The organism is Pseudomonas sp. NPDC088885 (genome assembly GCF_044750025.1).
Lineage (GTDB): Bacteria > Pseudomonadota > Gammaproteobacteria > Pseudomonadales > Pseudomonadaceae > Aquipseudomonas > Aquipseudomonas rustica.
This window is the reverse complement of record NZ_JBIVJB010000061.1, coordinates 1-12,649: the sequence shown is the minus strand read 5'-3', so window position 1 is coordinate 12,649 and position 12,649 is coordinate 1. Positions and strand designations below refer to the sequence as shown.

The following is a 12,649-nucleotide window of genomic DNA, read 5'->3' as shown; positions in this document are numbered from 1 at the left end:
CTTTTGATCTTGTTTTTGAAGATTCAGATCAAAAGATCGCAGCCTTCGGCAGCTCCTACATAGGATGCGGTTTAACGCTATAGATGACCGAATACCCGGCATTGCGCGACAATGCCGGCCAGTTTCAGGAGTAAATCATGAGTGAAATGATCGATACCCCGGTCGACGGTACCCTCGACGCCACCGGCCTTAACTGCCCGGAACCGGTAATGATGTTGCACCAGCACATCCGTGACCTGGTGCCCGGCGGCCTGCTCAAGGTGATTGCCACCGATCCGTCGACCCGTCGCGACATCCCCAAGTTCTGCGTGTTTCTCGACCATGAACTGGTCGGCCAACACGAAGAGGCCGGCACGTATCTGTACTGGATCCGCAAGAAACACGCGTAACCGCCAGGCAAACGCAAAACCAAATGTGGGAGCGAGCCTGCTCGCGAAAGCGGTATATCAGTCACTATGGATGGCGACTGATACAACGCATTCGCGAGCAGGCTCGCTCCCACATTTTTTGTCTCGAGTCAGGCCTTAACCTGCCGAACGACTGATCCGAATACGCTTGCGCGCACTGCGCGTCAGGCGGATCGACAGCATCAACGCCGCGCAGCTCAGGCCGACGATCAAACCCTGCCACAACCCGCTCGGGCCACGTGGCTCGCCGAGCCAGTCGGTCAGGCCGAGGGCGTAACCCACCGGCAAACCAATGCCCCAATAGGCAAACAGGGTCAGAATCATCGTCACCCGCGTGTCCTGATAACCGCGCAGCGCGCCGGCGGCAGTAACCTGAATCGCATCGGAAAACTGGAACAGCGCCGAGTACACAATCAGCATCGCCGCGATGTGAATCACCGTCGGGTCGGCGGTATAGATCGCCGCAATTGGCTCGCGCAGTAACAGCATCATGCTCGCCGACAGGCAGGCGTAGGCCAGCGCCGTGCCCATGCCGACGCCAGCAGCAAAACGCGCTTCACGCGGCTCTTCACGGCCCAATGCCTGACCGACCCGAACAGTCACGGCCATGCCCAGCGAATACGGAATCATGAACACCAGCGAGCTGACGTTCAGCGCAATCTGATGCCCGGCCACCACCGTGGCGCCGAGGCTGCCAATCAGCAGAGCGATCACCGCAAAGATGCTCGATTCGGCAAACACCGCAATGCCAATCGGCAAACCAATCGCCAGTAAACGCTTGATCACCGCCCACTGCGGCCAGTCAAAACGGCTGAACAGTTCGCTCGAACGATAGGCCGGCGCCCAGCGCTCATAACCGGCCAGACCCAGCGCCATCACCCACATCACGATTGCCGTGGCCCAGCCGCAGCCGACGCCGCCCATCGCTGGCACGCCGAAGTGGCCATAGATGAAGATGTAGTTCAGCGGAATATTCAGCGCCAGACCGCACAGACCCAGCACCATCGCCGGGCGGGTTCGGCCGATGCCATCACTGGTGCAACGCAGCACGTGATAAAACGCCACGGCCGGCAAACCACTGGCGATGCCGTGCAGGTATTGCATGCACGGGCCGATCAGCTCCGGGTCGACCTTCATCAGGTGCAGCACCGGTTCGGCGGCCACCAGCATCGCGGTCGCGATCAGCCCAACCACCAGCGCCAGCCACAACGCCTGACGCACGATCGGGCCGATCTCGCTGTGCTTGCCGGCGCCGTAGCGCTGGGCGACTTTCGGCGTGGTGGCGAGCAGGGTGCCAGTCATTAACAGAAACACCGGCACCCAGATCGAGTTGCCCAGTGCCACTGCCGCCAAATCCTTGGGCCCGACGCGCCCGGCCATCACCGCATCGACGAAGCCCATGGCCGTGGTCGCCAGCTGCGCGATGATGATCGGCAGCGCGAGGGCGAGCAGGTTCTTGAACTCCAGACGAATCCGCGCGGGGCGGGTCAGGGAGACGGCGACAGGTTGGTCAGTTACAGAATTCACAGGCAAAGCGTCCACAAAGGTTGATGCGCAAGGCGCCGCATTCTACGCCGCTGACGTTACAGTCAGGAAAAATCCTCTGTTGCGGATTTGTAATCGGGTAGGAGCTGCCGCAGGCTGCGATCTTTGGATTTTTAAGATCACCATCAAAAGATCGCAGCCTGCGGCAGCTCCTACAGTTAAACTGCCGATCCGCCCAAGGAGCCCGCCATGCTGATTGTTGCCGACGAAAATATCCCGCTGCTCGATGCCTTTTTTGCCGGTTTCGGCGAGATCCGCCGGGTGCCAGGCCGTTCCATTGACCGAGCGACGGTCGAGCAGGCCGATGTGTTGCTGGTGCGTTCGGTGACCAACGTCAACCGTGCGCTGCTTGAAGGCAGCAAAGTGCGTTTTGTCGGCACTTGCACCATCGGCACCGATCATCTGGATCTGGAGTATTTCAACGAGGCTGGTATCACCTGGTCCAGCGCACCCGGCTGCAATGCCCGGGGCGTTGTCGACTATGTGCTCGGCAGCCTGATGACCCTCGCCGAAATCGAGGGTGTCGATCTGACTAAACGCACTTACGGTGTGATCGGCGCTGGCGAGGTTGGCGGTCGCCTGATCAATGTACTCAAGGGCTTGGGCTGGAACGTCAAAGTCTGCGATCCGCCGCGTCAGGCAGCAGAGGGCGGCGACTACGTCAGCCTCGAACAGATCATCGAGCAGTGCGACGTGATCAGCCTGCACACCCCGTTGACCCGCAGCGGTGACGGCGCGACCTGGCATCTGTTCGATCAGCAGCGTTTGCAGCAACTCAAACCCGGCGCCTGGCTGATCAACGCGGCGCGCGGCCCGGTCGTGGATAACGCGGCCCTGCGCGAAGTGCTGCTGGAACGTGAAGACCTGCAAGCAGTGCTGGATGTCTGGGAAGCAGAACCAGAAGTCGATGTCGAACTGGCCGAACTCTGCGTGCTGGCAACGCCGCACATTGCCGGTTACAGCCTTGATGGCAAACAGCGCGGCACGGCGCAGATCTATCAGGCGTACTGCGAGTTCATCGGCCAGCCTGCGAACATTCAGCTCAGCGACTTGCTGCCGGCACCGTGGTTGTCGGAAGTTTCCCTGCACGCTGACAGCGATCCGTCGTGGGCGCTGGCGATGTTGTGCCGTGGCGTGTACGACCCGCGCCGCGATGATGCGGATTTCCGCCGCAGCCTTGTAGGCAACGTCGCTGAGCAGCGTGCGGCGTTTGATGTGTTGCGCAAACAGTATCCGGTGCGACGCGAGATTGAAGGGCTGAAAGTGCGGATTGAAGGGGCGTCGCCAGTGTTGGCGAAAATAGTGGCGGCGCTGGGGGCTGTTTCGGTTTAGAACCGAGGTGGCCCATTCGCGAGCAGGCTCGCTCCCACAAGAGATCTTCAATTGATAACAGATCCTGTGGGAGCGAGCCTGCTCGCGAAGGCCGCACCACAAATCCCCTGCTTGCAGACAGAAAAAACCCGGCCAAAATGGGGCCGGGTCAGGAAGACGGTGGCTATATCACTCTTGTTCGGCAGGCTTGACCAATCGCTTCTCCAGTTCGCTGCACGCTTGCTGGATCATGTCTTCAGTGATCGGTACTTCACGCCCATCCTTATCAATAATCGAGCAACCCAGAGGTTGGCCGGGCTTGGTGCGGATCACTTCAATCTTGTCATCGCTGCTGTGTTGCAAGGACATGGCCTGTCTCCTCATCAGGTTATTCGCCAAGGTTAAAACTGCCACGTGACCGGGCTGTTACAACGCCCTGCGGTCTGTCGGCGGCGGCATCTCCACTCAAACAGAAATGACCGCTCGTCTCAACCCGAACTTTAGACCAATAGCCTCTAGGGGCTAGTCGTCACGGGCATATTTAACCTGACTCATTGTGATTTACAGAGTTCCACCCCATTTCAATGACTAGGCTGGCCCTATTCATCTGCGCAGATGTGAACCCGAATGATCTCGATGCTTACCTCCCGACACCGACGCGCCCTGCGTCTGACCAGCCATTTTCTCCTGCCCTATCGTTGGCAGGCCTTTGGCGCGCTGCTCGCATTGATCGTCACCGCCGGCATTACCTTGTCGATGGGGCAGGGCATCAAGCTGTTGGTCGATCAGGGTTTCATGACCCAGTCGCCGCATTTGCTCAACCAGTCGATTGGCCTGTTCATGCTGTTGGTGGTCGGACTGGCGATCGGCACCTTTGCCCGGTTTTATTGGGTGTCGTGGATTGGTGAGCGGGTTGTCGCGGACATTCGTCGACAGGTGTTCAACCACTTGGTGTACCTGCATCCAGGGTTTTACGAAGACAACCGCAGCTCGGAAATCCAGTCGCGCCTTACCGCGGACACGACATTGCTGCAGTCGGTGATCGGCTCGTCGCTGTCGCTGTTTCTGCGCAATCTGCTGATGGTCATCGGTGGCGTCGTGCTGCTGTTCATCACCAACCCCAAACTCACCAGCATCGTGGTCATCGCGCTGCCGCTGGTTGTTGCGCCGATCCTGATTTTCGGCCGCCGTGTGCGCAATCTGTCGCGCCAGAGTCAGGATCGCATTGCCGACATTGGCAGTTACGTCTCCGAAACCCTTGGCCAGATTAAAACCGTGCAGGCCTACAACCATCAGGTGCAGGACGAGCATCGCTTTGCCTCGACGGTCGAGCAGGCTTTTGAAACCGCGCGTAAACGCATCTTCCAGCGTGCGTGGCTGATTACCCTGGTGATCGTGCTAGTGCTGGGCGCGGTCGCGGTGATGTTATGGGTCGGCGGCATGGACGTGATCGCCGGGCGAATTTCGGCGGGCGAACTGGCGGCGTTTGTGTTCTACAGCCTGATCGTCGGCAGTGCTTTCGGCACATTGAGCGAAGTGATCGGCGAGCTGCAACGCGCTGCTGGCGCTGCCGAACGCATCGCCGAACTGCTGCGCTCGGAAAATATCATCCAGCCGCCCACCTCCGGGTTGGTGACATTGCCTGAGCGCGTGCGCGGCGAGCTGGAGCTGCGGGATGTGCGTTTTTCCTACCCGTCGCGTCCAGAAAGCTACGCCGTCGATGACTTGAATCTGACCGTCCGCGCGGGCGAAACCCTGGCGCTGGTAGGGCCGTCCGGCGCCGGGAAATCCACGGTGTACGATTTGTTGCTGCGATTTTACGACCCGCGCGAAGGACAAATTCTCCTCGATGGCGTGCCCTTGACCCGCCTCGATCCTCTGGATTTGCGCCGTTGCTTCGCCCTCGTTTCGCAAACGCCAGCGTTGTTCTTTGGCAGCGTCGAGGAAAACATTCGTTACGGCTGCCCGACGGCCACACTGGAGCAGGTCAAGGAAGCCGCGCGAATCGCCCACGCCCACGACTTCATCGAACAAATGCCAGACGGCTACCAAACCCACCTGGGCGACGGCGGCCTCGGCCTCTCCGGCGGCCAACGCCAACGTCTGGCCATCGCCCGGGCGCTGCTGGTGGACGCGCCAATCCTGCTGCTCGACGAAGCCACCAGCGCCCTCGACGCGCAAAGCGAACACCTCATCCAGCAAGCCTTGCCGAGCCTGATGCACAACCGCACGACGCTGGTGATTGCGCACCGTTTGGCCACGGTGAAAAACGCCGACCGGATCGCCGTGATGGATCAGGGCAAGTTGGTCGCGGTAGGGACACATCAGGAATTGATTGCCAGTAATCCGCTGTATGCACGGCTGGCGGCGTTGCAGTTTAGTGATGGTCAGGAAACGTCTAAACAACACTGATGAACTACGCCCGTATCGGGCATTATGGCGACCTGTATGGAATGCCTGGATGAGGACATGAGTCGTTACCAACCGCCATTGACCCTGACCACTCGAATGATTGCTTTGATCGCTGACATCAGCGAGCAAATCGGTCAGCTTTCGGCTTTGGACAATGGCCTTCAAACGCCTCAACTGCGGCGTGGCAATCGGATCCGTTCGATTCAGGCTTCGTTGGCGATTGAAAACAACACGTTGAGTGTTGATCAGGTAACAGCCGTTCTCGACGGTCGTCGGGTGCTTGGATTACCCAAGGAAATCCAGGAAGTACGTAACGCTTTTACGGCCTATGAAGCCATGCAGCAGTGGCAGCCCGGTAACAGGGCTGACTTGCTTCGCGCGCATGAGCTATTGATGCATGGACTTATTGATGAATGCGGGCACTTTCGCCGAGCGGGTGTAGGCATTTATCGCGGTGATCAACTGGTTCATATGGCACCGCCGCCGAGCCGGATATCGTCTTTGATGGATGATTTGCTGGCTTGGCTGCAGGGCTCTGACTGGCATCCGTTGATTATCAGTTGTGTCTTTCACTATGAATTCGAATTCATTCACCCCTTTGCCGATGGTAACGGGCGGATGGGGCGGCTTTGGCAAACCTTGATTCTCAGTCAGTGGCGACCGGTACTGGCTTATTTGCCAGTTGAGGCGGTAATCAGAGATCAGCAAGATGCTTATTACGCAGCGTTGTCAGCGGCGGATCGGATGGCCGAATCGACCCCCTTCGTCGAGTACATGCTTCAAGCCTTAAGTCTTGCGCTGCAAGAAGCAATCAGCAATGAGCCTTCAACCGACCAAGTAACCGACCAAGTAACCGACCAAGTAGCGATGTTGCTCGGCGTATTTGATGGGGCTGATCAACTGAGCGTAAACGAGCTCATGAGTAGCCTCGGGCTGGCTCACAAGGCAACCTTTCGCGCGAACTATCTCAAACCCGCACTGGCTATTAAATTGATTGAAATGACAGACCCCGACTCGCCTCGAAGCCCAGTACAAAAGTATCGCCTGACTGAACGGGGCAAAACGATAGCCCCCACATTCCTGTAGGAGCTGCCGCAGGCTGCGATCTTTTGATCTTGCTCCAAACAAAATGCCCGCATTTTCATGCGGGCATTTTTTTCAGGTCAAAAGATCGCAGCCTTCGGCAGCTCCTACAGGTCATTGGTCGTCGAAGTAGCGCTCATGCCAATCCACCAGCGGCTGTGGCGAGTTGAGTTTCTGGCCGTAGATCACCGAGTACGACAGAACGTTTTGCACGTACTGGCGGGTTTCGTCGAACGGGATGCTTTCCACCCAGACGTCGAAGCTCAGGTGATCGGCGCCGCGCAGCCATTGGCGCACACGACCGGGGCCGGCGTTGTAAGCGGCGGAGGCGAGGACGCGGTTGCCGTTGAACTGGCTGTGCACCTGGCTCAGATAAGCTGCGCCGAGCTGGATGTTTTTGTCCGGATCGAGCACTTGTTGCGGCGAGGCCAGCGGAATGCTGAATTTGCGCGCGGTTTCCTTGGCGGTGGCGGGCATCAGTTGCATCAGGCCGCTGGCACCGACGCCGGAGCGGGCGTCGTCCATGAAGGCGCTTTCCTGACGAGTGATGGCGAACACCCAGCTTGAATGCAGGCCACGCACCTTGGCTTCACGCACGAGAGTTTCGCGGTGGGCCATCGGGAAGCGGATGTCCAGGTCGTCCCAATACTGCGCCTGACTGATGGTGCGGATCGCCGGGAAATACCATTTCAGGTCATAAGCCAGTTTTGCCTGCGCGACCATTTCGTCACGATTGAAATGACGGCTGACGTGGTACCACTCGCGGCGACCGTCGACGATCTGCCCGCGCGCATGGAATTCCAGCGCACGGCGTACGCCAGCCGTGTTGCGAACCTTGTTGATCAGCGCCTGGCTCAGCACCAGTGGCTTGTTGTTCAACGAATACGGCGATTGCGAGCGGTCGGCGGCGAGAAAACCGTAGAAGTCACGTTCACGCGCCAGATTTTTGTACAGGGTCTGTGCTTCCGGGTTCTGCGGTTGCGCCAGTTCCAGGCTGCGCGCCTGCCAGTAACGCCAGCGGTTGGTGGTGGCGAGATCCTGCGGCAGACGCTTGGTCAGTTGGTAAGCATCGTCCCAACGCGCCAGACGCAACAGCAGACGTAAACGCCATTCGGACACGGTGTTGTCACGCAGTTCCGGGTCGTATTTGGTCATCACGTCCAGCGCGCGGCTGTCGAAACGCCGGGCCAGGGTCAGGCCTATTTCCCGGGCGATCGCGACTTTTTCATCGCGGGAGAAATGCATGCTGCTGGCGTAACCGTCGAGCAGCGCCATGGCCTTGTCCGGATCCTGACGGGCGAGGCGGCGCAGGCCGAGGCTGACCACGTCGGACATCGGTTCATCCGCCGGAGTGAAGCGCGATGGTTGGTTGAGCAACTCGGGTTTCTGCGCGACATCGACCAGCAATCGACCGCGCGGGGCGAGGGTGGTCAGGCCGTTAACCAGACTGTTGGCGAGCGGATAGTTGCGCGCCTGAGCGGCGAGTTTGGTGCGCTCCCAACGTTTCTGTTCAGTCAACTGGCCGTCAGCGGCCCAGATGCCGAACAGCGCGTCACACGCGGCGGGCTGCGATTTGCCGGTCAGCCAGAGCTTGTCGGCATTGGCATAACCTTCGGATTTTTTGTCGTGGGTGATCTGGTACTGCGCATTCAGGCAGTCCAGTTCGGTGAAGTTGAGCTTCGGGTCGTAGTACTTGACGAAGGTCGCCCAGTCGCCACGGTCGGCGAGCCAGCGCAACCAGCGCAGCTTCATCCAGTTGGCCTGGGGCAGGTCACCGTGCTCGGCGAGGAATTTCTCGATTTCCTCGTTGCTTGCGCTTTTCAGGCGCGCGGTCAATTCGTCGTAAGCCAGATACGGTTCCAGCGGATAATCGGCCAGGGCCTGGCTGTAACGGAAATACGGGCCGGTGTCGCCTTTGGCCAAGGCGCGCTTGGCTTCATCGTAATACTGGCGTTGGGTGGACAGATCCACCGCTTGGGCGGATTGAACGGCAGCGGCGGTAAGTAGCAAGCAGGACAAAACACTGAAAAGGCGACTGCGCATGAGACATCCGGGCAGAGAAATCATGACAAGTGCCGACCTCGGTCAGCACTGAATTGTCTGTAGCTTAGCCTTTTGCCAGCGAGCGGCGAAAGCTTTGCGGGCCTCGCAGCACAAGTTCGCAACAATTGTTGTGCAGAGTGCTTCGACAGATAAATTGCCGGCCTGCTGGAGCCCTAAGTCAGGTAGAATGCGCGCCCGGTTTTTGGAGAAGCTCATGACCCTGCTCAAATTCAGCGATGTGTCCCTTGCGTTCGGCGCTATGCCGTTGTTGGACAAGGTGTCCTGGCAGATCGCCCGTGGTGAGCGGGTGTGCATCATCGGCCGCAACGGCACAGGCAAGTCCAGCATGATGAAGCTGGTCAAGGGCGATCAAAAGCCTGACGACGGCTCCGTGTGGCGTGCCCCCGGTCTGAAAATCGGCGAATTGCCGCAAGAGTTGCCAGTGGCCGACGATCGGACGGTGTTCGACGTGGTCGCTGAAGGCCTGGATGGTGTGGGCGCATTGCTCGCCGAGTACCATCATTTGGCGCAGAACTGCGTCACTGAAGAAGACCTGAACAAGCTGATGCACGTTCAGCAAGACCTCGAAGCCCGTGATGGCTGGCGCTTGCAGACGTTGGTCGACAGCACCCTGAGCCGCCTGCAACTGCCGGCCGACAAGACCCTCGCCCAGTTGTCCGGCGGCTGGCGTCGTCGCGTGCTGCTGGCGCAGGCGCTGGTGTCCGAACCGGATCTGCTGCTGCTCGACGAACCGACCAACCACCTGGACATCGGTGCGATTGCCTGGCTCGAAGAAGCGCTGAAAGATTTCCAGGGCGCCGTGCTGTTCATCACGCACGACCGTTCCTTCCTGCAAAACCTTGCCACGCGCATCCTCGAACTGGATCGCGGCGGCCTGATCGACTGGAACGGCGACTACGCCAGTTTCCTCGTGCACAAAGAAGCCGCGCTGGCCGCTGAAGAAACCGCCAACGCGCTGTTCGACAAGAAACTGGCCCAGGAAGAAGTCTGGATCCGCCAGGGCATCAAGGCGCGCCGCACCCGTAACGAAGGCCGCGTCCGCGCCCTGAAAGCGTTGCGCGTCGAGCGTAGCGAGCGTCGTGAGCGCACTGGCAAAGCCAACATTCAGTTGGACACCGCCGACAAGTCCGGCAAGCAGGTGATGGTGCTCGAGAACGTGAGTTTCGCTCACCCGGGCGGCCCGTTCCTGATCAAGGATTTCTCGATGGTGCTGACGCGCGGCGACCGTATCGGTCTGCTCGGCGCCAACGGTACTGGCAAGACCACGCTGCTGAAACTGATGCTCAGCGGTCTGCAACCGACCAGCGGCAAAGTGGAAGAGGGCACGCGGATCGACGTGGCCTACTTCGATCAGTTGCGTCATCAACTGGATCTGGAAAAAACCGTTATCGACAACGTTGCCGAAGGTCGCGACTTCATCGATATCGACGGCCAGAGCCGCCACGTGCTGAGTTATCTCGGCGACTTCCTGTTCAGCCCGCAGCGTGCTCGCACGCCGGTCAAGGCGCTGTCGGGTGGTGAGCGTGCGCGTCTGTTGCTGGCGAAGCTGTTCAGCAAACCGGCCAACCTGCTGGTGCTCGACGAACCGACCAACGACCTCGACGTGGAAACGCTGGAGCTGCTTGAAGAAGTGCTGCTGACGTTCAACGGCACCGTGCTGATGGTCAGCCACGACCGGGCATTCCTCGACAACGTGGTCACCAGCACCCTGGTCTTCGAAGGTGAAGGCAAGGTGCGTGAATACGTCGGCGGCTATCAGGACTGGATCCGTCAGGGCGGCTCGCCGCGTCTGCTGGGCGTGACTGAAAGCAAATCCGGCAAGGCTGACCTGAATTCGGCAGTGGTAACGGCTGAGCCTGCTGCGGTGGCTGAACCTGCCGCTGCCGCCCCGGCGGCCAAGAAAAAGCTGAGCTACAAGCTGCAGCGCGAGCTGGAAGCGTTGCCGGGCGACATCGACGCCAAAGAGCAGCAGATCGCTGCGGTGGAAGCTGAAATGGCGGATGCCGGTTTCTATCAGCGTCCTGCGGCTGAGACGGCCAAGGTGATTGCTTCTTTGGAGCAGTTGCACGCTGAGCTGGATGCGTTGATGGAGCGTTGGGCCGAGCTGGATGCCTGATTGATCCCGTAACAAAAAAGCCCGGCCTCATTTGCGTGAGGCCGGGCTTTTTGTAGGAGCTGCCGAAGGCTGCAATCTTTTGATCTTGTTTTTAAAACCTATATCAAAAGATCGCAGCCTTCGGCAGCTCCTACACAAGGGTTAGCGTTTAACCAGGTGGACAGCGAGCACATCGCAAGGCGCACCGTGCAGTACGTCATTCGCAGTGGAGCCGAGCAACAAGGCCAGACCATGACGACCATGGCTGCCAACCACAATCAGATCGCATTGCTGTTCCTTGGCGAAGTGGTGGATTTCCTGACGTGGCTGGCCATAGGTCAAATGGCAGTTGGCGCCTTCGAGCTCGGAGTATTTGAGCTTCAGGCGCTCCAGGCGCTCCTTGGCCTGATCGAACTGCTGTTGTTGCAGTTGTGACAGATCCATCGGCACGTCGCCGCCGAACGCCATGGCCATTGGTTCGACAATATGCACCAGCGACAGCTTGGCACCGTTGCTTACCGATAGCTCACGGGCGCGGTGAATCACAGGGTCGCACTCTTCAGTCAGATCTACGGCGACCAGGATGTGGGTGTAGGGCATGAGGTGCTCCTCGTGACGGTTCAATATTGTTAAGTATGGCTGGTTTCAAGCGCATTGGTTCCGAAGTGGAGCAATGGCTCATCAAAAATCGGGAGTAGAGATATGACGGTCTGGTTGGTGGTGTCAATCCTGTTGGTGGTTTTGAGTCCGCTGGCGTGGTTGCGTCCATCGCGTGCGCAAAGCGGTCGCATCGCCCTGCGCATGGAGGCGCGCCGCATCGGTCTGGCCATGCAACTGGCGCCTCAGGAGTGGCCACACTGGATGGCGCAAGAGCCGCCGAGCCCGTGCGCGCAATATCATCGGCCGCGCCGTAGCAAGCAGCCGGCGTGCTGGACGTATTGGCAGAAATCGCCGGGTGCGTGGGTCAATCAGTGGCAGGAAGCCTGCGAAGATCCGGCGCTGCTTAATCATTTCGAAAAGTTGCCGGGCAACGTTTTCAAAGTCGAAGCCGACAAGCAGATGATCGCCTTGTATTGGGGTGAGAAGGGCGAAGCCTCGGTTTTGCTGGATATCGACGCGACTCTGAAAGCGCTGGCATGACGCGCGGACTTTTCCCACTGCAACGGTGGGGATCGTCCGGCAGACGCGCATTAAAAAGCCCGACATGATTCATCGGGCTGGGTTGGCCAGGCAGGCCGGTAAATCTTTTTACAACGAATCTCGCTTGCAGCGCTCAGCGCTTTTCCCTGTAGTCCAGCCAGCGTAGCCTGTTAAACAAGGCTCGGCGCTAATTAGGGCGACTTTTCTAACTATTGATTCTATGAATGGCTTCTCATGCAGGCGCGTGTTGCCGGTCTGCGTGGTGCGGAAATGACCGCAAAGTCGCATTTCAACCCGTATTTTGGGCGATTGACAATTGTCGGAAATTCCGTGAAGGTGACGTACCCAAATCAAACGGGCGTATGAATTGAGCGTTTGTCTTACTGACCGCTCCTACAGAATCCCGACTATCGCGTTGGCGGGTGTGCCGGGTGAATGGGTATCAGCAGTGACGAAGAAGCGTCCTGCCAAACCATTCGCTTGCGTCCGACGTGTACTGTTCAGCTTCCATATCGTGGAGATCAGTTGATGATTTACGAAGGTAAAGCCATCACGGTTAAAGCTCTTGAAAGTGGCATCGTCGAATTGAAAT

General features: G+C 58.9%; 10 protein-coding genes. 6 read left to right on the top strand and 4 right to left on the bottom strand.

All coding sequences use genetic code 11. The annotated features are described in order from the left end of the window. Positions 1-137 precede the first annotated feature (137 nt). Positions 138-389 carry a sulfurtransferase TusA gene (tusA, locus tag ACIP1X_RS20365; protein WP_025111044.1) on the top strand — a complete coding sequence of 84 codons (252 nt, stop codon included), beginning with the start codon at positions 138-140 and terminating at the stop codon, positions 387-389. Positions 390-524: 135 nt separating this feature from the next. Here the strand turns inward: tusA and ACIP1X_RS20360 are convergent, their stop codons facing one another. After that, positions 525-1,934, bottom strand: coding sequence for an MATE family efflux transporter (locus ACIP1X_RS20360; RefSeq protein WP_212551172.1), 1,410 nt, complete (start codon positions 1,932-1,934; stop codon positions 525-527). 207 nt (positions 1,935-2,141) lie between these two features. Between ACIP1X_RS20360 and pdxB the strand changes: the two genes are divergently transcribed. Then, the gene (gene pdxB / locus ACIP1X_RS20355; RefSeq protein WP_400754628.1) at positions 2,142-3,284 is read left to right on the top strand and encodes a 4-phosphoerythronate dehydrogenase PdxB; all 1,143 of its coding nucleotides are present in this window, start codon (positions 2,142-2,144) and stop codon (positions 3,282-3,284) included. A 168-nt stretch (positions 3,285-3,452) separates the two neighbouring features. On the opposite strand, the gene ACIP1X_RS20350 is transcribed toward pdxB, so the two are convergent. Further along, complete coding sequence (locus ACIP1X_RS20350; protein WP_053122106.1) at positions 3,453-3,632, bottom strand: PA1571 family protein; 180 nt, start codon at positions 3,630-3,632, stop codon at positions 3,453-3,455. 258 nt (positions 3,633-3,890) lie between these two features. On the opposite strand from ACIP1X_RS20350, the gene ACIP1X_RS20345 reads away from it, so the two are divergent. Then, entirely contained in the window at positions 3,891-5,675 is a 1,785-nt protein-coding gene (locus ACIP1X_RS20345) for an ABC transporter transmembrane domain-containing protein (RefSeq protein ID WP_400754626.1), read from the top strand. A gap of 57 nt (positions 5,676-5,732) precedes the next feature. After that, the gene (locus tag ACIP1X_RS20340) at positions 5,733-6,761 is read left to right on the top strand and encodes a Fic family protein (protein ID WP_400754624.1); all 1,029 of its coding nucleotides are present in this window, start codon (positions 5,733-5,735) and stop codon (positions 6,759-6,761) included. Positions 6,762-6,872: 111 nt separating this feature from the next. On the opposite strand, the gene ACIP1X_RS20335 is transcribed toward ACIP1X_RS20340, so the two are convergent. After that, positions 6,873-8,801, bottom strand: coding sequence for a transglycosylase SLT domain-containing protein (locus ACIP1X_RS20335; protein WP_400754622.1), 1,929 nt, complete (start codon positions 8,799-8,801; stop codon positions 6,873-6,875). A gap of 214 nt (positions 8,802-9,015) precedes the next feature. Between ACIP1X_RS20335 and ACIP1X_RS20330 the strand changes: the two genes are divergently transcribed. Next, positions 9,016-10,938, top strand: a complete 1,923-nt coding sequence (locus ACIP1X_RS20330; RefSeq protein WP_400754619.1) for an ATP-binding cassette domain-containing protein — start codon at positions 9,016-9,018, stop codon at positions 10,936-10,938. A gap of 141 nt (positions 10,939-11,079) precedes the next feature. Here the strand turns inward: ACIP1X_RS20330 and ACIP1X_RS20325 are convergent, their stop codons facing one another. Beyond that, positions 11,080-11,517 carry a universal stress protein gene (locus ACIP1X_RS20325; protein WP_053122097.1) on the bottom strand — a complete coding sequence of 146 codons (438 nt, stop codon included), beginning with the start codon at positions 11,515-11,517 and terminating at the stop codon, positions 11,080-11,082. 102 nt (positions 11,518-11,619) lie between these two features. Here ACIP1X_RS20325 and ACIP1X_RS20320 point away from each other — a divergent pair, with 102 nt between their 5' ends. Continuing rightward, a complete protein-coding gene (locus ACIP1X_RS20320; protein WP_159814295.1) occupies positions 11,620-12,057 on the top strand; it encodes a hypothetical protein in 438 nt (145 codons plus the stop codon). The last annotated feature ends 592 nt before the right edge of the window (positions 12,058-12,649 follow it).

Excerpts from the sequence above, each read along its gene's own strand:
- ACIP1X_RS20350 (WP_053122106.1), bottom strand. The coding sequence starts at position 3,632 with ATGTCCTTGCAACACAGCAGCGATGACAAGATTGAAGTGATCCGCACC.
- ACIP1X_RS20345 (WP_400754626.1), top strand. The coding sequence starts at position 3,891 with ATGATCTCGATGCTTACCTCCCGACACCGACGCGCCCTGCGTCTGACC.
- ACIP1X_RS20320 (WP_159814295.1), top strand. The coding sequence starts at position 11,620 with ATGACGGTCTGGTTGGTGGTGTCAATCCTGTTGGTGGTTTTGAGTCCG.
- ACIP1X_RS20335 (WP_400754622.1), bottom strand. The coding sequence starts at position 8,801 with ATGCGCAGTCGCCTTTTCAGTGTTTTGTCCTGCTTGCTACTTACCGCC.
- ACIP1X_RS20330 (WP_400754619.1), top strand. The coding sequence starts at position 9,016 with ATGACCCTGCTCAAATTCAGCGATGTGTCCCTTGCGTTCGGCGCTATG.
- pdxB (WP_400754628.1), top strand. The coding sequence starts at position 2,142 with ATGCTGATTGTTGCCGACGAAAATATCCCGCTGCTCGATGCCTTTTTT.
- tusA (WP_025111044.1), top strand. The coding sequence starts at position 138 with ATGAGTGAAATGATCGATACCCCGGTCGACGGTACCCTCGACGCCACC.
- ACIP1X_RS20325 (WP_053122097.1), bottom strand. The coding sequence starts at position 11,517 with ATGCCCTACACCCACATCCTGGTCGCCGTAGATCTGACTGAAGAGTGC.
- ACIP1X_RS20340 (WP_400754624.1), top strand. The coding sequence starts at position 5,733 with ATGAGTCGTTACCAACCGCCATTGACCCTGACCACTCGAATGATTGCT.